Genomic DNA, 23,111 nt, shown 5'->3' on the forward strand with positions numbered 1-23,111 from the left:
AAAGTATTGATAGCGATTGCATAGGACAGCCTTTGTTTGGAGTGATGATTATTATAAATATTCATTTCCGGACGATCATCCGTTTAAATCGCTGAGGGAAAGTATGGCTAAAAGGTATTTAGAGGACAGAGGAGCATTTCATTATATAGACATAGTGAGTCCGCAATTGGTCTCAGATGATATATTACAGATAGTACACTCTAGAGAATATATAGAATTCGTTAGAAAGAAGAGTCTAGAGGGAATAGGGTATTTAGACGAGGGAGATACTCCCGCGTTTAAAGGTATATATGAAGCATCATTAGTTAGGATAAGTGGAAGCGTTACAGCACTTAATCTCTTGCTTAATGGAGAATATGAGCACACTATAAATATTGGAGGGGGATTTCATCATGCAAAGAGAAATAAAGCAGGAGGGTTTTGTGTATTTAACGATGTTGCGTTAGTAGCTAAATTAGCGGAGAACAAACTCTCTAAGATAGCTATAGTAGATATTGATGGACATCATGGCGATGGCACTCAAGAGCTACTTTATGATGACGATAAGGTATTAAAAATTTCTTTACATATGTATCATCCTAATTTTTTCCCTGGAAGCGGAAGTGTCAATGAGATAGGGACGGGAAAGGCTAGTGGATATACTGTAAATGTCCCTTTACCTCCAGGTACTGGTGATGACGGATATCTTCTAGCTTTTAATGAGGTAGTCGTGCCTATATTAGAAAGATATAAGCCAGAAGTGATAATTCTCATGGAAGGGGGGGATTCACATTTTGATGATCCCCTAGTAGAGTTAAAATTATCTACATACGGATATCTCGATGTGGTTACTAAGGTTCACAATATAGCTCATAGATATGCTGGAGGAAAATTATTAATGTTAGGAGGAGGTGGCTATAACTATGACGCAACTGCCAGAACCTGGGTTTTATCTATAGCTCAAATAGCTGATATTTATGACGCTGAGTATGAACTTTTGCATGATCAATACCATACTAAATCATCATCTTTTGTAATGGATAGAATCAAAGATATAATAAGCCAATTAAAGAAAATCCATTCACTTGATTAATATTATTGAAGAGGCTTTTCTAACTTTCTCTAATGCGTCTTCTACACTATTCCCAGTAGCTAAAACCAGACCCATTCTTCTCTTATCATAAGTCACAGGTTTTCCAAATAGTCTTATTTGAACACCAGAAATCTCTAACGCTTTCTCTACATTTATGTATTTTGGACCCCATATATCGTCACGTGGAGCTAAGATGACATGGGCTGCAGCTGGAGATACTAATTTTACATCTGGTGTAGGTAATCCAAGAGCACTTCTAATATGTATCTGAAATTCATTAATATCGCTACTGGCAAGCGTGACTAAACCAGTATCATGAGGTCTAGGAGCTACTTCACTGAATAGTACTCTATCCTCTGTCACGATTATTTCTACCCCGTATATTCCGAAACCTCCTAATTCTTCAACTATTTTATACGCAATTTCTCTCGATTTTTCCTTAACATTCTGAGGAACGGTAGAAGGATGCCATGATTCGACGTAATAATAACTAGGTCTCTTATGCTCTATTGGTTCTATGGTTTTAGTTACTATATTACCAGATGAGGAATAATATCTATACGTTAATACAGTAAGCTCTGTGTTTATCTTAACGTATTCCTCTACTATTACTTTTCTACTTTTACCTCTTGCATGTGAAATGGATTCCTTGTAAGCTTTTTCTACATCTTCTTCTCGCTCTACTAAAACATGACCGTGACCACTGGAGCTCATTTCAGGTTTAATAAGACAAGGAAATCCAATATCCTTACACGCCTTTTTAACCTCTTCTTCATTCTCTGCGAAAGCATACTTAGTGGTAGGTAATTTTAGTTTTTCTGAAGCTAACCTTCTAAGTTCTATTCTATTCATACATACTTTAACTGCATTTGCGTTAGGAGCCACTTTATAACCAGAGTTCTCTAGTTCAATTAGAGCATCAGTGTTAATTGCCTCTATTTCAGCTATTATCGCATCAGGCTCTTCTCTCTTGACTATTGCTTTTATTGCATTAGGATTCAACATGTCGATGACGTATTTTCTATGTGCTACATGCATTGCTGGAGCTAAACCATATCTATCGACTGCAATAGTCTCTATTCCCATTCTTTGCGCCTCTATTACCATTTCCTTTCCTAACTCTCCGCTTCCTAAAAGTAGAACCTTCTTAGCCCCTTCAAATAATGGAGTCCCTATTTCCATATGGCATTTATTTTGAGCTAGATAATAAACTTTCCAGAACCAAATAGAACCTCTGTTTCTCCTTAAGAAGATTAAAGAAACACAGCCAATTCCTCGGAACTCTACACTCTCCAGTAAATGGGAATACGACTATTCCTTTCTTGAAATACTTCGAATAATCTAGAGTCTGTTGATAGTTGTTTTTACTCACCTTAGCCTCTACTACTACCTTATTTTCTACTATAAAGTCTGGCCTATTTGACCATCTAGTAAATGTAAAGCTATATAATGTAGGGTAGAGTTCTTTTTGTCTAGTAACTTTATACTTACTAGAAAGTAGAGTATAGACATAATCTTCGAAAATTTTTCCCATTAGTTTATTTAACATCAGTATCCTTTGGTTAAAGTTGGGGTAAGCTAAGATAGTTCTCTCATCGATATTCATTCCCACTAAATTAGCTAAGTATCTTAGTTTATCGAGAAGCTTACCCTCATCTTTCAAATATTTAAATTTTACATCTTTCAGTTCATTTCCCTTATCGTCATATATCATTATTAAATTGTTCTCTAAAAATATTGTAATATTGCCATTTTCATCTGGAACTAGATAACCATCGCTTAGCTTGTACTTGTAAATTCTCATTATTCAAAAAATGCTGGGTTAATTTTTAAATACTTACCCAACATCTATCTAAGATGATAATTAGTATTAAAGATATCATTTGGGGAATCGTACTGACTTTATGGGTAGCTTTCGTAACACTTTATATATCTAAACTGATTTCTAAAAAATTTGGGGTTTATGTTACAAGAAAGGTAATTCATATGTTAGGGGGCGGAGTAGTAGCTGCTCTTTCACCTATAGTGTTTAATTCACCTATAGTACCTATAATCACCTCATACCTGCTAATGCTATACCTAATCCTAATAAGGATTAGGAGGAGGGAGATGAGGTGGTTCATGGAAAAGGAGAATCTAGGAGAAATATACTTTACTTTCTCTTTTGGAACAATTTTATTAATAATGTTTATATTAGATCACAATTACTGGCAAAATAACTCCGTTTACATAGCAATACTTCCTTTACTTTTCATGTCCTTTGGTGATGGAATAACTGGTATAATAAGGAATGCTGTATATAAAAGGAGAGTTAAAGGTTTATGGGGTTCATTAGGTATGCTAGTTTTCTGCTCGGTCCTAGGCTATTTAGTTTTCGGGATAATAGGTATAATAGCCGGAGTAATAGCAACGATCATGGAAATAGTTCCTATAGTTGACGATAATATTTCGGTTCCTTTTGCCTCTTTTATTTTTCTCTACTTATTTATAAAGATCATTTAATTTCATGTATTCTCTTATATCCAATATTCTTACTTTTAAGTCACTTACATTTATTATCATAATTCCGTCTAATTTAACGTCTTTAACTTGAATATCGTTTATATCAATTACTTTATTATTTTTTCTCGCCATAGTAATCAACGCTTTTATTCTCTTTTCTTGGTCTAATTCAAATAACTCCTTAGGTATAGGAGGTAGGTAAAAAGATGGAACTGCTATATAAAATTTAGAGGTAAAATTGCTATATCTTAGTATTTTTAAAGCTAATTTATTTCTTAGATATTCTTCCGGATTAAGCGCGATCGAATTAGGGACATAACCATATTCCACTTCTATACCGATTTCATCATCCTTCACCGCATAAACGTCAAATAATCTATTTCGCTTTTCATATTCAACGAAGACCCTATACCCTAGACTCTTTAAGTAAGCTGAAAGTATCATCTGAATACTCGAATTATTTATATTAGTCAGACCTAGCTCATAATATTGAATTAGTCTGTTTTTTATATCGTTAAGACTGATATTACTATAATTTTTCATTAATCTACTTTCTAATATTTCAATATCTTTTATGAAAAATTCTTTACTATTTGACTTCATCTCAATCAACCTCAGTGAGGGGAATGGTCTTCACAACTCAGTAAACCGTCACTTCATCATACTTAGATAGATTAATTATCTCAATAATAAAAATTCTAATTATGCTCTCATGGCTAATAGGTTCACCATCTCCTCCTTGGACTGACTTAGATGAAATTTTTGAAGATTATCGTAATGTAGCGATATACGTTGACGAACAAGAAATTATACAACTAGTAAAAGTTAGTGATATAGATGATTTTTATTCTCAATTTTCAGTTTTAATACATCCTAAATATTTTAAAAAATATAAATTATATTATTTAAAAATGGAAAAATATGTAGCGTTTCCTACGATGTCAGAAAATATAATAAAGTTTCTAGTTAATTTGAAAGGCTGGAGAGGAATTAGATATTACTATAATGATGAGTTCTTAGGTGGGTGGATTTTATATGATTGTGAAAGATGTAAAGAGAAACAAAGAATTCATTTGAGTTTTAAAGAAGAAGAACACTCTGTCAGCGAGGTGATTAATTTTCATTTAAAAATCTATAATTCATGAGGTTCTTTACCTATTTCGAAATCATCATTAAATTTGCTGAATCTATCTATTCGATACTCTTTATAATTATCTACCTCCTTGTTAGTCAATATCTCTTCGCTTAAAACAGTAGCCAACCCCGGTCCTACTTCAGCACCATATCCATTAAATCCACCGATATAGTATACGTTTTCAGCAACTTTGCCATAAGCAGGTCTCATGTCAATAGTGGCTTCGCAGAAATTACCACTTGTATATAGCTCTTTCACAAATCCTAACCTGTTTGAAATCTTTTGGAGAACCTCTTCTTTATCTGTTATACAAACCTTATTGTATGGTGGTGATTCGATAATTTTCCCATCACCCGCTATAGCGAAGGGAAGCCCTAAGCCGATTATAGGTCTAGAATAGAAATAATTAACATAATCGTATATAATAAACTTTCCAACCTGCCTTTTATTAGATATTATTGACATAGCCCAACAATAGTATGTCTTGACAGGTAAACTAACATTTATTATATACTTACTCCATGCACCTGCAGCTAAAATTATAATATCAGCTTCATGTGTTGAGTTTCCTATCTTCAAAAAGCCTTTATTATTCTTTACTTCTATACGAGGATTAGTGATTATCCTTTCAGTTAGGTTAATTAGTCCGCTTATCGAAACTAGTCTATCGCCTCCTATAGCCTCAATGGCATTAGTATTTAGCCAGTCAACATATTTCTCATTTAACTCAACGCCAACTGAGTTCCATAGATTCAAGAGTCTAGAGTCTACCTTACCTATAGTATAAGATATAAAATCTCTATATGATATCTTAAATTTTCTATAGAAATCTAGAGACAATTTAGCTAACTCTACATCCTTATCCTTTAATAACAATGAATGAATTAAGGTTGGAAAAGGTCTCCTTTTAACGTTAGAGTCAATTAAGATGACGTTAAAACCGTTTTTCTTTAAAATAAGGTAAAGCGAACTGCCAGTAATTCCACCACCTACTATTATAATCCTCAAAGCAAGTTAGTCATAAATTTGTAGTTTTTATTAAAATTAACTATGAAGCAAATAGTGGAAGGGTATTTTTTAAAGTATGGAAACGCCATTTGGGCTGTTAAAGGTTGTTTTCACCCTGATGGGTATGCCGTAGCATTACCTAGAATGTATAACGGAATAAAAATTAAGAGGTTGAACGACGCTTTAGAACTAGCTAAGAAAAATTTCCCTCACTTAATTAGATATGTAAAAGAACTAGGTTTTGAAGTACCTCTTGTTCCCTTAAAGGACAGTGAAATTCTCGATCCCTTTTCCGTTAGTGTTAATGACAACATTTTATTGGAATTTATGAAATATTTTGACGAAAAGTTAGGGGTGACTGGTAGTTACTTGTACCAAAGAAAAGGGAAAGATTTAGACTTTCTAAGTTTTAACAAATCTCATTACTTAACGTTAAAGATACTTAGGGAAAGGAACATTACAAAACCTTTAAACTTCGTTGAAGAGTCTGAAGTAGAGAGTCTGGACTATAATAGCTTCAAAATTTTGAAAAATAAAAGAGTATTGGAAGGTATTTTTATTGATAAACAGTACACTTTTAAGATTGTTGAATGTGAAGACTTTGGCTCTGTAATTGATTCTAGGAGTTTTAAGGGAAGAGTGAAGATAATGAAAAGTGTTAAACCTTATTCGATTCCAGTTAAGTATTTAGGCAAAGATGAAAACGGTAATGAGTATATACTAACTAGTTTTAGAATAAGATTCACTGAAATTCCTGAGAGCACAGTTTTATACATTAATGGTAGTGTCCTAATAAGGGATAACTTTCTAGATTTAGATTTGGACATCGCTAAAGAAGTACATTTACTTTAATATCCTTAGATTTCTGACTTCCTCTCCCGCCATAAATATCCAAGCTTTCCTCATTTTGTAAGATTTTAAAAGGTTTTATTATAGCTGATTAATTTAAAATTAATCTGTTAGAGTTTCTTATGTACGGATAAAATTTTAGTTAGCAAAATTATTATAAATATCAAATATAATTTATAAATCTAATATAAATCACCACGGATAATCATCATGATATGATAAAATATCCAATCATTTACACAGTATTTATATTACTTTTACCTAAAATGTGATTATATGACAGCCCATAAGGAACATAGGTTACATGCTCCGAAGAACATAAATTTCTACGTGATCACTATAAGTACTTCTAGGTATGAAAAATTGATAAGAAAAGAGCCAGTTGTTGATGAGTCTGGAGACATAATAAAACAACTAATTATAAGTTCTGGATATACTGTGGTTGGATACGATTTGATACCCGACGATAAGATTAAAATACTTAAGGCATTTGTTTTAGCTCTTGAAAACCCACAAGTGGATGTGATTATTTCAACCGGTGGTACTGGTTATTCATTAACTGATGTCACAGTAGAGACTATTAGACCATTATTTGATAGAGAAATTGAGGGCTTTTCCGATATATTTAGGTTGGTAAGTTATAATGATCCAGAAGTCAAGTCTGCCTCTTATCTGACTAAAGCTACTGCTGGCATAATCGGCGATAAAATACTGTATCTACTACCAGGATCACCAGACGCTGTAAAGTTGGCAATGAAAGAATTAATATTACCCGAAATCGGTCATTTAATTTACATAGCTAGGAGAAAATAATCTTCTCTATCTCACTTACTATAATTTTTTTCAGATTTTCATCTATATTATCTAATTTTTGTGCAAAGAAGTAAAATGTAATCAGATTCTCAAAACTCTCATCCTTTATCACACTATTAACTATTGATGAGTATAAATTCTCGTAAATCATATTATCTATCCCACTATACCAATTTATATCCTCTAAAACATCACCTACATCATTTATAGACTGTTTAATCCTATCGAGAATTTTGTTTGCTATATTGTGATCTGAATTGTAATTTAATATGTCTAATGGTGTAGGAATTCCAAGCTCCTTGCCAGTTAATGGACACAATGTAATTTTATTTTTAATTTCCTTGTTGATGTTATCTTTTCCATTTAATAAATTCAAAAATGCATTACTACAAACGATTTTATTTGTTTTTACGTCAGATCTTAATAGGCAAGGAACGTGAACATCATCTATATTTATATTAAGTTCTTCCAAGATTAATGTTTGTATATTATAAATATCTACTATATTCTTTGCCAATAATCTCTTCAAGTAAAAATATTCTTCTGGTGAGATCACGTAAATCTCTTTCACTCCTTCCAATTCCTTAAGGTTTATCTCGTTTTTAACTATTTTAGAAAAATTATAGGGCAAATAAATTATTCCTATCTTCTTTCCTTTTCTTACTAGATATATTATCGACTTTATTATTAAGTCGTAAAAGCCTTCACTAATTGGTGTAATTACCAAGACAGACGACTTAGGTTTAATGACACTAATTATATAGTTAGGATTTATTTCTCTTAAGCTAGAATTTTTTCTTAATTCTGAGGTTATATCTAGTTTCATTGGGCAAACTTCTTCACATAAACCGCATAGGTGGCAATTGGCTATGTCTCCAACTTGGTTAAAATATGAAAATGAATAAAATCCAAGCGGAGTGTAAAAAATGTCATTATTTTGCTTACCGTAAGGGCAGACGGTAATACAGTTTCCGCAAAGTATGCATCCCTTAAATAGATTTTCGTTCTCTAGAGTCGAGTAATCTAGACTCTTTTCTAAACCTACTATTGGTTTATCAGAATAGATGGAGTAAGCTATTTTATTTTTTCTAAATCGAATTATTGAGAATTTTGATTCATAAATCTTTTTAATAATTTCATCAAATTTAATAAAATCTAGATATCCAAAATACCAAAATTTATACGCCAAACTATCATATTCGATTTTATTGATATCATTAAAATCATTAATAAAATTTTTTACTAATCCTTCTCTTATTTTCGGATAAGAAACTGACAAATAAATTTCCTCATCTTTTTTTATTATGCTAACATCTCTAAAAGGAGGAATTCCACCGGCGTACCATTTTCTAACTATATCGAATAAATTTTCCAATTTAGTATCATATTTTACCTTATGCGCTATTTCCCTAATCTCTTTCCTAATATATACATTTATGATTATTCCTCCGTTGTATTTTCCGAGGTAAGGATTTTGATTGCCAATCGCATCAACTTCTACTTTGTCCCTTATTTCTCCAAATTCATTAAAACCAAATATCGGGTCATTAAAATATACTGAGCCAGCTACACTAAAATCAAGGTTAGACCATAATTCAACGTTATACTTTATTATATCTCTCCATCTTGTTCCACCCTTGACCTTAACCTTATCTCCTAAATCCTCTACACCTACATAGTCGGTAAAGTCCACAACGTACTCTCCTTCTACACCCCTAAAATATTCATATCGCGGAACACTCTTACTTGTAATATTAATTCCGTCCCTATACTTTATTACATTTTTTATCTCCGTATTACCTACTTTAGTTGGTTTTAGTATTCTATAAAAGTTCTCATGCAATTGGACTTCCCTCCACGCTTTCTGATCTTTTATTTAATTTCCCTTCTATCACATCATTTATTAATCTAAATGATTTTCTTCTAGATAAAAATTTATTATTATTACCACAATATGGGCTATAAACGCAATTAGGGCAACCATCTTCACAGCTGCAACTTTTTACAATATCTAAAGAAATCTCGTAAGCTTGTTCTAATCTTTCAAAAAGTAGTTTTGCAACCCCAGTACCACCAATTGCTGAGTCATAAATAACTACATGGCCACTAGGAAAACTAATTCCGCCTAAATCAGTTAGCGAAGCCCCGGCAACAACTCTAGCTGAGGATATTAAAACATGTTCAGTAGCATGATAAGCTTCCATGTGATCAATTAAATTAAAATCATCAACTAAGGGATGGTGAATCATTAGCCCTTTAGTTACATAAGTAAAATTAATAGGTTCATTATAGGTATATTCGTTTTTAGTTTTCTCCTTTCTTGTAGAATAGATATCATAAGTCAAATAGCCTAAAACTGACATGAGGAGTTTCATATCACCGTATTCCACCTTGACACCATAGACTTCTCTTTCGTCTTTTTTATGAAATTCTAACAAATCCATAGTGTAAAGTGGCTTAGTATAATAGGGCAAATCGTTATTCATTCTCTTTACTTTAGCAATTAACGAATTTAAATTTAATTCTTCTACAAGATAAGTTTTCTTAGATATTAAATATATTGCATTAGGATATAGATCATGTAAAGCTTGAGGTAACTCTCTCTCACCTATTTTCTTATCTTTTTCATAGATTCTAATTATAGGACCAATACTTCTTAATGACGTTGATGATACGAATTTTCTCGTATTATGAGTAGCGTAAACGTAAGAATTTATTATTTTAGCCATACCTTCTTCATTAAGTACCTTATAAGCCCTTCTCCATAGTTCCGGTAACTTATCCAAATTCACTCTGAATTTTTCAGCCAGATAAGCAGCAGCATGAATCTTTAGCACTTCCAAATTAGTACGGTCAAAAGTAAGAGAGTTTATTTGTCTTTCAAAGAATTCTTTCGGATGTCTTAAATAATAACTATCTATAGGATCTTCCCCTAGTATTGTAAATATCAACGCTACTTTATTTCTCCTCCCTGCTCTACCCGCTCTTTGAAGATATTTAGTGAAGTTGGGCGGATTCTCAGCCATTATTACTGCATCAATTGCACCTATATCTAAGCCTAATTCCAGCGTAGGAGTGGCTACCACACCATCTATTTTTCCAGATCTCAATTTCTCCTCAGTGCTTATTCTCTCCTCAACATTTAGTCCAGCTCTATGAACCTCTAGATTTATCCCAAATTTATCAGCTATTTTAGCGACCAGCTCAGACATCTGCTGAGAATCTGTAAATATGAGCACCTTTAGCCCCTTTTTAATTAAAATAGCAGATAGGAAAGCAGACAATGTCCACCTACTAGCCCCTTTACTATTTATTAGTGAGTGTATTGCTACACCCCTTCTTCGTTTACTACCTTCTATTATATCTCCTTCCACTCCAAATAATTCTTCTAATAAATATTTTGTAGCCTTAATCGTGGCACTGGATCCAACTATATGGATCTCTTTATTAAACTCTCTTATCCTATCAACTAGATTCCTTAGGTGTGAACCTAAGACTCCCTCATAAACATGGATTTCATCGAATACAAAATGATCAGCCGTTCTAAGTAGGAACTTAAATCTTTCACTTAACGCTAAACCAATATGTATCATATCTGGATTAGTAATTAAGATATGAGGAGGATCACGATATAGTCTCTCTCTTTCTTTCTCTGGAGTATCGCCATCAAATATTCCTACATTTAATCCAAGTTCTTTCACTAAAGAGTATATTCTGTTAAGTTGATCTCTTGCTAAGGCTTTAGTTGGGTAAACCAAAACAGTTCTTTCTCCTTTAATCGCTAAATCAATAATAGGTATGAGAAAAGCTTCAGTTTTACCAGTTCCGGTTCCAGATATTATTAGGACGTTCTCTCTATTTTTTATTTTCTTATATGCATCGTATTGATATTTATACAATTTTTTTATCCCATATTGTAAAATGGCTCTCTTTAATTTCTCATCGATGTCTAGTTCATTAATATCAGGTCCTAATTCTGGGTCTAACGCTGTTTCAGTGTATACGTGAGCTATCTCGGCGTTAAAAAGTTTTAGCCTTTCATTAATCTCATCTAGAATTTCCACAATTTTATTAACTATGTTACTGGGATTAAAAGTATGGCGGACGTGCTAGTAAATGAAAAGGAAGTAGAACGATATTTAAATATACAAAAGAATAAGAGTAAAAAAGGAGATATTATAGATATTATAGTAGCTGAAGATTTATTAGAAAAATTACCTTCAATTGTAAATAAATATGGCTTTTCGATAGTTGATGGAGATAATATAGAGGCAAGACTAGTCAGAATTGTACTTGAGTTTAGACAGCTTTTTTAATGCCAAGATTTTCACTATGAAATAATGTGCAGTGTATCCGGTATCCTTATACTAAATCCAAAAAATTATGATAAAGTAGAAAGGAAATTTGCCAATATTCTTAAGAAGGCTGAAGATAGAGGAAGGGACAGTTTTGGTATCGTTGTTATTCAAAAGGACGGGAGTTTAAAAGTGAGAAAATCTCTAGGAAGACCCTCTGAGAAGGAAGAATTATTGTATGGTATCCTTGACGAAGACTCTAGAGTAGTGATAGCCAATAACAGAGCCGAACCTACAACTGAATACGTTAGACAGAAGACTCTAGATGACATTCAACCGTTTGTAGGGGAAAGATATATTATTACACATAACGGTATAATTGCGAATGATATAGAATTAGAAAAGAAATATGAGTTATCTAGAAAAACTAGAATCGATAGCGCGATACTTCCTCCCATGCTAGATAAAATGTGGAATGGCAGTATAGAAGATTTAAGAGATATAATTAATCAGATCAGGGGAAGTTATGCTTTAGTGATAGGAGATAAATTATATCCTGATAGAATATTTCTAGTAAATAACTTTAAACCTCTCTATATGGCTTACGATTACCACTTGGATGCAGTGTTTTTCTCATCTCTTGACGATTATTTTGAAGTTAAGCCTTTTGATCCCGTGAACGTAACTAAGCTGGAGCCATATTCAATAACTATGGTAAATCTAAAGAAGGAGATCTATAGTGTACCTTTAATTGAAAAAAAGAATAACAAGAGGGTTTTGGTTATAGCAAGCGGTGGTCTAGACTCTACCGTAGCAGCTACTAAATTAATAAGAGAAGGTTATGAGGTAGCATTACTTCACTTCAATTATCATCATAAGGCAGAAGAAAAGGAAAGAGAAGCCATTAAGAAAATCTCAGAATATCTGAATGTTCCGTTGATAGAAATAAGTACTGATTTATTCAAAATGATAGGACATACCACCTTATTGAAAGGAGGGGGTGAAATAGTTAAAGATAGAAAAGGAGAAGAGGGAGCTGAATTCGCACATGAGTGGGTTCCGGCTAGGAATTTAATATTCATGTCAGTTGCCTTAGCAATAGCTGAGGCTTATAACTATGATGCAATTGCATCTGGTATAAATCTGGAAGAAGCTGGAGCTTACCCTGATAATGAAATGGAATTCATTAGAATGTTACAAAAACTAAGCCCATATGCTACTGGACCTAACAAAAAGATCGATGTATTAATGCCAGTAGGTAATTTGGTAAAGCATGAAATAGTAAAGCTTGGTTTGAAAATGGGAGCTCCATTGCATTTAACGTGGAGCTGTTATGAAGGTGGAGATAAGCATTGTGGAAAATGCGGACCTTGTTATATGAGGAAAACTGCCTTCAAAATAAATGGTGTTAAGGACCCTGTCGAATATGAGAATGAGTAGTTTTAAAAATGACAGAATTTATATCTATGTATGTTACCTCCATTAGAATTTTTTATAGCAATCGTTCTAATAAGTGCATTAAGTGGTATATTAGGCTCATTAACAGGGTTAGGAGGAGCAACCTTTCTAGTTCCAATCTATACACTGTATTTAGGAATTCCAATAGTGTACGCGTCAGGGGCTAGTCTAATATCAACAATAGCTACGTCTAGTGGTGCTGCTAGTGCATATATCAAGGATAGAATTACAAACGTTAGAATAGGAATGGGCTTAGAGATAGCCACTACAACTGGCTCTATAGCTGGCGCATTAACTGTAGCCTATATTTATTCTCATCATTTACAATTTATAGTTTACATTGTTTTTGGAATTGTTTTACTGTCTCAAGTATACGTTCAATTAACTAGATCTAGGTTTGAGCTTCCAAAACCTATAAAACCTGATTGGACTACTAAGATATTTCAGCTTTATGGCAAATATTATGATGCAGCATTAAACCAAGAGGTTGAATATTACGGAATAAGGTGGTGGTTAGGTGAAATAATAATGTTTTTTGCGGGTTATATCTCCGGGTTATTAGGCATAGGTTCTGGAGCTTTAAAGGTGTTAGGCATGGATTGGGCAATGAATTTACCAATGAAGGTAAGCACGACAACTAGTAATTTTATGATAGGAGTTACTGCAGCCACAGGAAGCTCAATATACTGGCTTTTTGGCTACATTGAGCCATTCTTAGCTGCGGGAACGGCTATAGGTGTACTAATTGGAGCTTACATTGGCACCAAAATACTAGTTAGGATAACTAACAAAACAATAAGATATATCTTTACGGCAATTTTAGTATTTTTAGGTATACAGATGATTATGAGGGGACTGGGGTATGGATTTTAACGATATAATTGGTTATGCGCTCAGAATAGGGGTAATAATTAGCGCAATAATAATATTATTAGGAGTAGGAATACTGTTTCTCCATGATTCATCTAATGGATTTACTATCTCCCAGATAGCTGCTCCTAATTCTATAGTTAATAGTTCATTATTTAAGCCAAATGAAGTGTTCAGCGGTATACCTAAGCTAGATGCTTTAGACTTCATATATTTAGGATTGATGGTTCTAATAGCTACTCCTGTGATCAGAGTATTGTTAGGTATTGTACAGTTTGCTAGCGAGAGAAACAAATTGTATACTATAATAACAGCCATAGTATTCTTCAATCTAATGTTTGCTATATTTATATTACCAATAATTATTGGTAAATAGTATTTTTTATACTTTCCAATATACTTGCTCGTTTTTCCAATAATCTTAGTGATAGATCAAAATATTCTTCAGCAACTTGCCCAGTGAAAAGTTTACAAAAATTAGCCTCTTGAACTTCGGAGAAACTTTCCCTTAGTAGTTCCTTAATTGTCTTATTATCTATAGATTTAACTAATTCTATTCCTTCAGAAAAATCTTCTTCTTCAGCCCATAAATTAAACCTAGTGACTCTTTTATCTATAATTTGAGCGATATAGTATAACGGTTTCCACGCTGAGATTGCATGTCCATGATCAATAATATATCCCTTATTTTCCTTAGCTAACACGTGCTCCTCTTTTAAGTCTATATTTAGTATCCACTCTTCAAATGCCAAACTCTTCCTAATTTCTGCAATGTTGCTTATTCTTTGGTCAGCTTTCTCTGGTAAGTAGTCCATGAGTAATCCCATTGAATTCTTGAACTTAGTTAGAGTTACATCAAGTATAGGTAGATTGAGAATTTTTGCTATCTTTGATGCAAATAATTCGGACACGATCTCTAACGCTATATGGATGTTTTTTTCGTTCTTAACAGGTTTAAAGTATACTAGCAATGCGTTTAGAGAAGGATAGTATGCGAATTTAAAGTTATATTTAGATTTTGGTCTTATTATATTATTTTCTCTCTGTAGATGAATATGAATCGTTTACTCTAATGTATACTAAAATAAATATCTAAGAGTTTTTTTGGAAAATTCTGATCTAATGATTTAAATAATTCTATCATAGTATTAAATATAAGTATATATAAGATTTATGTCTTTTTCCAAGATTAATATTTACTAAAATTATTCATAAGGAGTATAACTAACTATGTAAAATTTATTTATTTGAAAAGAATCTAACGGTTCATAATAAATATCTGTTAATAAGCATTTAAATAATTTAGGGCTTATATATGGTTAGGTCGCATTTATAAACCTTGTTATTCATTAGAACTTTTTTAACACAAAACTTATTTTTATATTTGTACTATAATATACTAATGGAAGACATAAAACATTCAGTAGAAAGAATATTAAAAGATAGAGAATGGGCTACATTTAATGATATACTTAAATATGTGCCATATCCAGCTCCCGAAGTGTACTCGGCTTTATCTGAATTGATAAAAGAGAACAAAGTAGGAAGAAGAGGAAGGTACTTTTATTATATCAAGAAATAGTATTATTAATCATTTATTAGTTCAAAGAAATGTTTCAACACCCTATAACTCCTATTCAACTCGTCAAAACTTACAAACTCATTATAGTTATGGGCTACACCTAGTTCACCTGGACCATAAACTATTACCGGTACACCTTTATATCTAAAGAATCTACCATCTGTAGCCCCAGTTATTATTATCTTCTTAGCCTTTACACCAATTACTTCTTTAATAGCTTTGTCGAATATTTTCACATAGTTGTCATTAGGTGAGGTATAATTAGGGTCAGAAAGATCGATAGGTTCCACTATTGTTTCCTTAATTACGTTATTTTTTACATAATCTAGAAGACTATTCGAGCTTATACCTGGGGGTATTCTCATGTCAATTTCTATCTCACAATAATCTGGCACAACGTTTGTTTTAACTCCTCCTTTAATTACTGAGGGATTAAATGAGATCTTAAATACCTCAGGTAAATTATATATAGTCTCTGTGTCCTTAATAATTTCCTCTAAGTCGGAAGGAAGATCTATGTTTATCTTATTTATTTCAGTGTTCAGTCTTTCTAAATCTCTCATGACTTTGAGAATAGCATTATCCCCCAAAGAGGGGAGGCTACCATGAGCCAGTCTACCAAATCCTTTTAGCTTTAATTGGAATAGACCCTTTTCAGCTAGAGTCATTGAGGTTGAGCCAGACGGTTCTCCAATCACAACTAAATTTGAATCATAGATTTGAGCTAGTTTCAAAGATCCATGCAATCCTCCTATCTCCTCATCGGGTACTGCAGAAAACACTATCTTATATTTCTTGGTATCTATCTCTGAAAACACTTTCATTAAGACTGCTAATCCTCCTTTCATGTCTGTTGCACCTCTCCCAAACACCTTATTGTCCTTGATATATCCACTAAATGGGTCTGTGTCCCATTTCTTTAAATCGCCTGGCGGTACTACATCATAATGACCGTTCAAGATAATTATATTATCTCCATCCCCCTTTTCAGCAACTACAGTATACCATCCGGGATCAAACTCATTGACTTTAGCTTTAACCCCTGCATAATCGTTTAACCAATCTTTAATAAATTCAGATATTTCCTTTTGATTACTTCCGCTTATGCTAGGAATTTTAATTAGTTCTGAGGTTAATTTTATGATGTCATTCATATTTTTCTCACTTTCAGTAAATTCTCAAATAACTTAATAAATATTGATATAATGACTAAAAATCCAATAACAATAATTATAGATAACGAGAATAATATTGCGGTCTCTGAGTAAATTGGTCTAAAAAACACAAGAAGAAGTATAAGTGCTCTTATCATCATTTTAAAAAAGGACTATTTCCTTTTATTTCTTGCTCTCAAAAATACTATTGCTACTACTATTATTACTATGATAATTATAGCGATTAATGCATATCCAACTGGAGAGCTAAATAGATGTTCATAGAATGGAGCCGAAATGGTCACATAGAACGTATCTGCTTGCTCAAATGGGAATAACGATCCAGTTTGGTTCCAAACAAGTGCTATAGCTAACGGATATGTACCTGGGGACGCTCCACCACTAATATCTACAACGAAAGTAACGTTAACTTCTTGTCCAGGATTTATATCACCAATGAATACTTCAGACGCAGTCAATGCTTGTAATGGGTTAGAAGAGCTGACATGAGGATAGATGACATCCGAGGTACCTAACCTTACGATAACGTTCTTGGCTGTAGCGTTTCCAGTATTCTTTAACGTTACTGTAATGGGTACCTTTGAATAACCGGGGTTTAGTGTTGGATAATAGACATTAGCTACAATAATGTTTGCTTTAGGATAAATATTTAACGCATATTGATATTCAATTTTTCCTCCATCATATGATATACTAAAGTTGATTATATACGTCTTTGGAGATGTATCATTTGGAATATTTATTAGGAAAGTGGTATTAATTGGAATACCTGCAGGTAGTGCACCTAAGTGAACTATAGGTGAGGAAACTACTTGAAAAGGTGATTGTATACTTACATTAGTATTCTCAGCTATTCCGCTGCCGTAATTTGTCAATATTACTAAAAGCCTTACGTCATAATAACTGGGGAAGACTTGTGGTGGTATAGTAACTACATTGACCGAAATATTTGGCGAATATATAACAACGGGTACTGATATCGTAGTAATATGGTTGAAGTAATTCAAGGTAGCTGGTATATAATAAACTCCAGGGGTAGCATTGGGGAATACACTAACAGTAACAGTTCCGTAATTCTCCTCTCCCGCTGGTATTATACCTACTTGAGCTGTAGTCTGATGGAATATTAAGGGATATTCTATGGGCTGGAAGGTTAAAGTAGCATTCAGAATATTTACATCTCCAGTGTTTCTTAAAACAACAGTTAGAGGTACTTGGCTCTCTCCTGGAGATACAGTAATAGGTGAGCTTATACTACCCCACAGAGATTGCGCTTGTATTGTAATATATCCCAGTATTTGAACGGTAGCCATCACGGTTTCTTTGTATCCGTTGTATATTTGTACTGTTATTGGTATGTAGTATACTCCTGGTGTTGCGTTTGAGTATACGTTTGCTATTACTGTTGCGTAGTTGTAACTTCCTGCTGGGACGAAGCCTACTGTTGCGTTGTTTTGTAGGAATTGTATTGGGTAGTGTGATTGTAGCATAAGCGTTACATTAGATAACAAATTCTCACCAAGATTCTTAACAACTAAAGTTAAAGGTACGTTATTTTCACCCGGTGCAACAACTTCTGGATTGGACAATGAGCCCCATATGCCCTCTAGCGAAATCTCATTGTTAGACTGTATGTAAATAGGCACTTTAATTATTTGTTTTACTCCATTATAATATACTATTTTCAAGTGAATATAATACACTCCAGTAGTGCTTATGTTAGGATACACGTTAGCTAGTACCGTTACTGGTATCGGCTGTCCTACTGGTATATTTCCTACGCTAACATTACTTTGTAAAAACTCAACTGGATATTGTGATTGTAATATCAGTGTAGCATTTGTCACTGTAGCTATCCCCGTATCTTGTAGTATTATTGTTAGTGGTACGTTATTTTCTCCTGGTCCTACTACCATTGGACTTGAAGTTGTTCCCCAGACTGATGATGCTGAGAAATTAACATAACCCAGAATGTATACTGGCATTCTGAAAACTTGCCTGTATCCGTTGTATATTTGTACTGTTATTGGTATGTAGTATACTCCTGGTGTTGCGTTTGAGTATACGTTTGCTATTACTGTTGCGTAGTTGTAACTTCCTGCTGGGACGAAGCCTACTGTTGCGTTGTTTTGTAGGAATTGTATTGGGTAGTGTGATTGTAGCATAAGCGTTACATTAGATAACAAATTCTCACCAAGATTCTCGACATATATGGTTAATGGCAGTAGCGTTTCTCCAGGAGCTGCTATTTGTGGATCAGATGGAGTTCCCCAAGCGTCTACTAATGACACTTGATTAGATGCTCCAATATCTACTGGTAATAGAACGTATTGTGTATCGTTGTGATAATAAATTATTTTTAGTTTAATATAATAAAGTCCCTCTGTAGCATTTGGATATACTGAAGCCATTACTGTAACTTCTCCATAATATCCAGGTTCAATGGCTGAAATACTGGCATTACTTTGTAAGAATCTAACTGGGAATTGTGAGTTAAGATCTAATGTTATATTAGTAACTAAGCTATTTCCAAGATTTTGTAGTATTATTGTTAGTGGTACGTTATTTTCTCCTGGTCCTACTACCATTGGACTTGAAGTTGTTCCCCAGACTGATGATGCTGAGAAATTAACATAACCCAAGACTGGTACAGCAACTAGTACTGTCGTATCAATTGTTTGTCCAAACTGACCGATCCCTTGTATAGCTATAGCTTCAGAATATACGCCATCTTTAGCAGTGTTAGAGATATTGAATAAGAACGTGACATTTATCGTTTGGCCTACATTCCATAAAGGTACGTGGATAATCTTTGTTGAGTTGTAGTAGTTATAAACATAGAATGGATAAGTGTTAGTTGCAATAATTGATACATCTGTCAGATTAAATGGGCCCAAGTTAGTTAAATGAAATGTTATAGGAACTTCTATCTCACCGGGCGAAATAGGTTCTAGCGTTGATGAATATCCTTGGAAGTAGTTTGTAGCTGAAGTGGTTGTTAATATAAACAAGGGTGATAATAAAAATATTACAATCATTAAGTAAGTCAGAAATACTTTCCTATTCATACTTCACCACACTACAAAAAGATATATCTAAATATTTAAGTGTTTTTATCAGTTAAACCTTTTATCTGGCACTAATGTGCATTTATGGCATTTTTGAAGTATAGAGGGAGCCTTTTGGGTACGTACTGTTTAATATCTTATAATAATAACATATAATAAAATAAAGGAATTTCTTTAAGGTTTAATAGTTTATATGATAAACAGTTCCTTATCTAATGAGTTTAATACCTTACTTGTACCATAATGTATCAGTATTTCATCCTCTATTCTTATTCCAAATTTGTTAGGTAGGTATATTCCGGGTTCTATTGTAAATATTTCACCATTCTCTATCTTCTCATTGTTATCTGATGAGATATAAGGGGCTTCATGAACGTCTATTCCAATTCCATGCCCTGTCCTGTGTATAAAGAACTTTCCGTACCCATTAATCTCTATGATTTTCCTAGCTTCTAAGTCAATTTCACTTGCAAGTACTCCCTTTCTCGCAAACCTTTCCGCTGCTTCGTTAGCCTCCTTTACAATTTCAAATATCTTCTTGACATCAAGATCACTTGGATTTCCCAAAGAGACAACTCTCGTCGTATCAGTAGAGTATCCCTTATACTTTATTCCAAAATCAAAGATAATAACGTCTCCCTTCTTTACTTTTCTTTCTGTGCATTTAAGGTGAGGCATGGAGGTATTTGGACCAGAAGTAAGTATAGGTTCAAAAGATATTTCACCTGCATTCTCTATTATATAACTCTTGAATTTTCTTTGTATTTCGCATTCTGTTAATCCTTCTGTTAAGGTCTGTATAAAGCGAAGGAACAATTCCTCTGCTATCCTTACTCCTTCCGACATTCTCGAAATTTCATCTTCATCTTTTACCATACGTAATTTGTCCAGTATTGTCGAAGCCCTATAAACGCGTCTAGATTTTATTGTACTAAGAATTTCTATCGTAAATAGTGAATACAATTTGTCATCTATAAGTAAACTTGAATTCTCCTTAAGATTAAGTTTGGAATACGGGTTTTCTCCATCACTATAAACTATCAAAGGAAATTTTGATAGTTGTTCTTCATATAATTTTGGAGCAAGAATATAATAATCGTCTTGTGAAATTATCAGCAACAGAGGTCTTTCCATCTGTTCCTCTATGAAATCAATTAAGTATTGCATGTTACTAGTAGGTCCTATGATAGCGTAATCAATATTGTTTTTTACAAGCTCCTCTTGCAATCTCTTAACTCTATTATTCATAAAAATAAATTGGTCGTATGTACTATAAATTAATATGGACGAACTACACGTAATTTATGATGAAATATATAAGTCCCATTATCCGAGAAGCTTTCATGTAGAGAACCCTGAAAGGTTGACCAAAGCGTTATCTATCTTAAGAGAGTTCAAGGTAAAGTCTGAGAAACCCGTGAAAGTTGAAGATCCTCAGATTGTGCATTCTGAAGACTATATTAATTTAGTTTCCAAATCGTCTAGCCTAGAAGAGAATTTAGACGTTGACACTTACGTAAATAAAAACACTTATGAAGTGGCGTTACATGCTCTTGGTGGATCCTTAAGAGCATTTGAATTAAATGGTTTAGCATTATTAAGACCACCTGGTCATCATGCAGGAATTAATGGTAGAGCTTTTAACGCCCCTACATTAGGTTTCTGTATCTTTAATAATATAGCTTATCCCGTGAAAAAGCTTAATTTAAGGAAAGTCGTTGTAATTGATTTTGACGTACATTATGGCAATGGTACTCAAGAAATCTTTTATGATAATCCAGAGGTGTTGCACATTGACATTCATCAGGATCCTAGGACTCTATATCCTGGTACTGGCTTCCCAGATATGGTTGGAGAAGGAGAAGCTGAGGGGACTAAAGTTAACTTATTGATACCTCCATTAGGAGGTGATGATCTTTATGAGGAGTTATTCCCCATAATCGAGTCAATTTTAGATGATTTTGAACCGGTAATTATGGCTATTTCAGCTGGCTTTGATGCATTTAAGGATGATGGATTAGCAAACGTTAATGCCACTGAACGTACTTTTTATAACTTTGGAAGGTTGAGCAGGAGGTTTAGTAAACGATTTGCAGTACTAGAGGGGGGATATAGTGTAGGTTTGCAAAGAGGTTTAAAGTCGTTTTTAGAGGGATTTTTGAATATAGAAAAGGAATACCCTATATTTCGTTCTTCTGATGCTGTAAGAACTAGATTTTTGAATTATCTGAGTGATGAAAAGAGTATATTGAGAAAATACTGGAGTATCTAAGTATATATCTGATTCAAAATACCTATAGAATTGTAAGTCTTCTATTAGTAATTGTGTTAAATAGTATACGGGATTAGGTATTGAGAAACGATTAGCATGTATAATAACATTTTAGGGCGATATTAAATGCAGCGTTAAAATCTCTATCAGCTTTGTATCCGCAAGAGGGACATACGAAAATAGACCCCATTACCTCTCCCTTTTTATATCCACATTTTGAACAAATTTTAGAAGTATTATAAGGATCCACTTTCTTATATTTTATACCCCTTTTCCTTAATTCAGACTCTAACATTGATTGTAAAGCTCTCAAACCTTTACCTGCCTTAGTCTCAAATGAGTTAAGATCTTCTAGAGCAACTACGTTTGGCTCTAGATTTTCAATGAAGTTTATAGCTTCATATACTATTTTTTTAGATTTATTTTTGAATTCCTCTAACATTAGAACTCCTTGCTCGTCTCCTAAATAATTTAGGAAATATTCCATTAGCTTTGGCTCATCAAAAAATCTTACTTTCCATAATTTATTTTCTTTCAAACTTACTATCGTAATCAAGTGTCTTATCCCAAGATCAATTCCTGCTATTATTGGTTTCTCCCTATATGCTAAGTAAACTTTTATACCATCGTCCCTATATTCCACTACGGCATACAAAGGCGTTTCATTTATTTCCTTAGATTCAATCAATGCGTTATAGCCCTTTATCTTGAATATATTTTTTCTAATTATATCGAGTTGTAAGGGTCCATCTCTAGGTATACCTCCGCTCATCATAGAGGATATTATGGGTTTAGGAATATTGGGGGGAGGATTGACTTTCTCTTTAACTCCGCTTTTCCTTAAAGACTCTATATATAATTTATAGTAGATAATGTCTTTATGTATATCTTTCAGCTTTCCATAATCTATAATTTTCGCCTCTATAAGACTCTCTTTCATAAAACTATAATATGAAAAACTGACTTATGAGTTTATACCCAATAATTAAAAACACTAGCTAAAGATTAATAA

Annotated in this window: 22 protein-coding genes; 11 read left to right on the forward strand and 11 right to left on the reverse strand. The window is 33.2% G+C overall.

The features are described 5' to 3' along the window. Positions 1-16: 16 nt before the first annotated feature. The gene (locus tag BFU36_RS05710) at positions 17-1,072 is read left to right on the forward strand and encodes an acetoin utilization protein AcuC (RefSeq protein WP_069282649.1); all 1,056 of its coding nucleotides are present in this window, start codon (positions 17-19) and stop codon (positions 1,070-1,072) included. On the opposite strand, the gene purT is transcribed toward BFU36_RS05710, so the two are convergent. Then, positions 1,061-2,254, reverse strand: a complete 1,194-nt coding sequence (gene purT, locus BFU36_RS05715; RefSeq protein WP_069282650.1) for a formate-dependent phosphoribosylglycinamide formyltransferase — start codon at positions 2,252-2,254, stop codon at positions 1,061-1,063. The two genes, BFU36_RS05710 and purT, sit on opposite strands and share 12 nt — an antisense overlap. Before the next feature lie 7 nt (positions 2,255-2,261). After that, entirely contained in the window at positions 2,262-2,876 is a 615-nt protein-coding gene (locus tag BFU36_RS05720; RefSeq protein ID WP_069282651.1) for a hypothetical protein, read from the reverse strand. Positions 2,877-2,929: 53 nt separating this feature from the next. Between BFU36_RS05720 and BFU36_RS05725 the strand changes: the two genes are divergently transcribed. Then, the gene (locus BFU36_RS05725) at positions 2,930-3,574 is read left to right on the forward strand and encodes a phosphatidate cytidylyltransferase (protein ID WP_069282652.1); all 645 of its coding nucleotides are present in this window, start codon (positions 2,930-2,932) and stop codon (positions 3,572-3,574) included. Here the strand turns inward: BFU36_RS05725 and BFU36_RS05730 are convergent. Then, positions 3,554-4,177, reverse strand: a complete 624-nt coding sequence (locus tag BFU36_RS05730) for a hypothetical protein (RefSeq protein WP_069282653.1) — start codon at positions 4,175-4,177, stop codon at positions 3,554-3,556. The genes BFU36_RS05725 and BFU36_RS05730 overlap by 21 nt on opposite strands. 101 nt (positions 4,178-4,278) lie before the next feature. On the opposite strand from BFU36_RS05730, the gene BFU36_RS05735 reads away from it, so the two are divergent. Next, a complete protein-coding gene (locus tag BFU36_RS05735; RefSeq protein ID WP_069282654.1) occupies positions 4,279-4,719 on the forward strand; it encodes a hypothetical protein in 441 nt (146 codons plus the stop codon). Here BFU36_RS05735 and BFU36_RS05740 read toward each other — a convergent pair. After that, positions 4,707-5,717 carry an FAD-binding oxidoreductase gene (locus BFU36_RS05740; protein ID WP_069282655.1) on the reverse strand — a complete coding sequence of 337 codons (1,011 nt, stop codon included), beginning with the start codon at positions 5,715-5,717 and terminating at the stop codon, positions 4,707-4,709. The two genes, BFU36_RS05735 and BFU36_RS05740, sit on opposite strands and share 13 nt — an antisense overlap. Before the next feature lie 42 nt (positions 5,718-5,759). On the opposite strand from BFU36_RS05740, the gene BFU36_RS05745 reads away from it, so the two are divergent. Both BFU36_RS05745 and BFU36_RS05750 read left to right on the forward strand, forming a co-directional pair. After that, the gene (locus tag BFU36_RS05745) at positions 5,760-6,569 is read left to right on the forward strand and encodes a hypothetical protein (RefSeq protein WP_069282656.1); all 810 of its coding nucleotides are present in this window, start codon (positions 5,760-5,762) and stop codon (positions 6,567-6,569) included. A gap of 273 nt (positions 6,570-6,842) precedes the next feature. Beyond that, positions 6,843-7,379: a molybdenum cofactor biosynthesis protein B gene (locus BFU36_RS05750; RefSeq protein ID WP_069282657.1), complete on the forward strand. Its 537-nt coding sequence runs from the start codon at positions 6,843-6,845 to the stop codon at positions 7,377-7,379. Here BFU36_RS05750 and BFU36_RS05755 read toward each other — a convergent pair. Both BFU36_RS05755 and BFU36_RS05760 read right to left on the reverse strand, forming a co-directional pair. Continuing rightward, positions 7,366-9,222 carry a 4Fe-4S dicluster domain-containing protein gene (locus BFU36_RS05755; RefSeq protein ID WP_069282658.1) on the reverse strand — a complete coding sequence of 619 codons (1,857 nt, stop codon included), beginning with the start codon at positions 9,220-9,222 and terminating at the stop codon, positions 7,366-7,368. The two genes, BFU36_RS05750 and BFU36_RS05755, sit on opposite strands and share 14 nt — an antisense overlap. Then, positions 9,215-11,443 (reverse strand): DEAD/DEAH box helicase, encoded by a 2,229-nt coding sequence (locus BFU36_RS05760; RefSeq protein WP_069282659.1) that lies wholly within the window; start codon positions 11,441-11,443, stop codon positions 9,215-9,217. Before BFU36_RS05760 ends, BFU36_RS05755 begins: the two co-directional genes overlap by 8 nt. A gap of 33 nt (positions 11,444-11,476) precedes the next feature. Here BFU36_RS05760 and BFU36_RS05765 point away from each other — a divergent pair, with 33 nt between their 5' ends. The 4 genes from BFU36_RS05765 to BFU36_RS05780 are packed head-to-tail and all read left to right on the forward strand — an operon-like array spanning position 11,477 to position 14,378. Beyond that, positions 11,477-11,695, forward strand: a complete 219-nt coding sequence (locus tag BFU36_RS05765; RefSeq protein WP_069282660.1) for a hypothetical protein — start codon at positions 11,477-11,479, stop codon at positions 11,693-11,695. A gap of 24 nt (positions 11,696-11,719) precedes the next feature. Then, the gene (queC, locus tag BFU36_RS05770) at positions 11,720-13,114 is read left to right on the forward strand and encodes a 7-cyano-7-deazaguanine synthase QueC (RefSeq protein WP_069282661.1); all 1,395 of its coding nucleotides are present in this window, start codon (positions 11,720-11,722) and stop codon (positions 13,112-13,114) included. A gap of 30 nt (positions 13,115-13,144) precedes the next feature. Next, a complete protein-coding gene (locus BFU36_RS05775; RefSeq protein ID WP_069282662.1) occupies positions 13,145-14,005 on the forward strand; it encodes a sulfite exporter TauE/SafE family protein in 861 nt (286 codons plus the stop codon). Beyond that, positions 13,995-14,378, forward strand: a complete 384-nt coding sequence (locus BFU36_RS05780; RefSeq protein WP_069282663.1) for a DUF1634 domain-containing protein — start codon at positions 13,995-13,997, stop codon at positions 14,376-14,378. Before BFU36_RS05775 ends, BFU36_RS05780 begins: the two co-directional genes overlap by 11 nt. On the opposite strand, the gene BFU36_RS05785 is transcribed toward BFU36_RS05780, so the two are convergent. Continuing rightward, on the reverse strand, positions 14,365-14,973 hold the full coding sequence (locus BFU36_RS05785) for a hypothetical protein (protein WP_069282664.1): 609 nt from the start codon (positions 14,971-14,973) through the stop codon (positions 14,365-14,367). The two genes, BFU36_RS05780 and BFU36_RS05785, sit on opposite strands and share 14 nt — an antisense overlap. 431 nt (positions 14,974-15,404) lie before the next feature. Between BFU36_RS05785 and sul7s the strand changes: the two genes are divergently transcribed. After that, on the forward strand, positions 15,405-15,584 hold the full coding sequence (sul7s, locus tag BFU36_RS05790; RefSeq protein WP_069282665.1) for a winged-helix single-stranded DNA-binding protein Sul7s: 180 nt from the start codon (positions 15,405-15,407) through the stop codon (positions 15,582-15,584). Between the two features lie 5 nt (positions 15,585-15,589). Here the strand turns inward: sul7s and BFU36_RS05795 are convergent, their stop codons facing one another. From BFU36_RS05795 to BFU36_RS05805, 3 genes are all read right to left on the reverse strand, one after another. Further along, positions 15,590-16,738: a M20 family metallopeptidase gene (locus BFU36_RS05795; RefSeq protein ID WP_069282666.1), complete on the reverse strand. Its 1,149-nt coding sequence runs from the start codon at positions 16,736-16,738 to the stop codon at positions 15,590-15,592. 173 nt (positions 16,739-16,911) lie between these two features. Further along, on the reverse strand, positions 16,912-19,827 hold the full coding sequence (locus BFU36_RS05800) for a COG1361 S-layer family protein (RefSeq protein ID WP_069282667.1): 2,916 nt from the start codon (positions 19,825-19,827) through the stop codon (positions 16,912-16,914). A gap of 189 nt (positions 19,828-20,016) precedes the next feature. Next, positions 20,017-21,075 (reverse strand): Xaa-Pro peptidase family protein, encoded by a 1,059-nt coding sequence (locus BFU36_RS05805; protein WP_069282668.1) that lies wholly within the window; start codon positions 21,073-21,075, stop codon positions 20,017-20,019. 34 nt (positions 21,076-21,109) lie between these two features. Here BFU36_RS05805 and BFU36_RS05810 point away from each other — a divergent pair, with 34 nt between their 5' ends. Further along, the gene (locus BFU36_RS05810; RefSeq protein ID WP_069282669.1) at positions 21,110-22,099 is read left to right on the forward strand and encodes a histone deacetylase family protein; all 990 of its coding nucleotides are present in this window, start codon (positions 21,110-21,112) and stop codon (positions 22,097-22,099) included. Positions 22,100-22,190: 91 nt separating this feature from the next. Here the strand turns inward: BFU36_RS05810 and BFU36_RS05815 are convergent, their stop codons facing one another. Next, positions 22,191-23,039, reverse strand: a complete 849-nt coding sequence (locus tag BFU36_RS05815) for a zinc ribbon domain-containing protein (protein ID WP_069282670.1) — start codon at positions 23,037-23,039, stop codon at positions 22,191-22,193. Positions 23,040-23,111 lie beyond the last annotated feature (72 nt).

Origin of the sequence: Sulfolobus sp. A20 (genome assembly GCF_001719125.1) — an archaeon.
GTDB lineage: Archaea > Thermoproteota > Thermoprotei_A > Sulfolobales > Sulfolobaceae > Saccharolobus.